The organism is Streptosporangium sp. NPDC023963, assembly GCF_040639135.1.
Classification (GTDB): domain Bacteria; phylum Actinomycetota; class Actinomycetes; order Streptosporangiales; family Streptosporangiaceae; genus Streptosporangium.
Genome location: NZ_JBEZZK010000003.1, coordinates 487,511 through 488,138, shown reverse-complemented (window position 1 = coordinate 488,138; position 628 = coordinate 487,511). Strand labels below are relative to the sequence as shown.

The window sequence follows — 628 nt, the reverse complement described above, 5'->3', positions numbered from 1 at the left end:
GGGCCGAGAACGCGTTCTCTAATTCGGAGCACATTCTCATGCAATGTGATGGCTTCGGTGAGTCGACCTACCGATTCGTAGGCCCCAGCCAAGTTATTGCGTGACGTCAATGTGTCCGGGTGGTCTGGGCCGAGAACGCGTTCTCTAATTCGGAGCACATTCTCATGCAATGTGATGGCTTCGGTGAGTCGACCTACCGTTTTATAGGCCCCAGCCAAGTTATTGCGTGACGTTAATGTGTCCGGGTGGTCTGGGCCGAGAACGCGTTCTCTAATTCGGAGCACATTCTCATGCAATGTGATGGCTTCGGTGAGTCGACCTACCGATTCGTAGGCCCCAGCCAAGTTGCTGCGAGAATTTAGTGCACTAGGATGCTCCGAGCCGAAAATACGCTCGCGATCGCGAACGTTTCGCTCGTATAGTGTAATGGCTTCATTTAATCTTCCGACCTTATGATAGGCGACCGCTAGATTGTTGCGGGCGGCTAAAACATTGGGGTGATCGGGGCCGAGTACGCGTTCGGCGTTTGTCAGTACCTGCTGGTACAGCTCAATGGCCTCGCCTATGCGACCTATAGATTCGTAGGCGCCAGCGAGGTTGTTGCGAAATATAAGAGTATCGGGGTGAT

The 628-nt window shown here is 53.2% G+C and carries 1 protein-coding gene; it reads right to left on the bottom strand.

What is annotated here, in order from left to right; translation table 11 throughout:
• The coding region (locus AB0F88_RS13415) for a tetratricopeptide repeat protein (RefSeq protein ID WP_362682496.1) at positions 1 to 611 on the bottom strand (611 nt) is incomplete at its 3' end.
• Positions 612 to 628 lie beyond the last annotated feature (17 nt).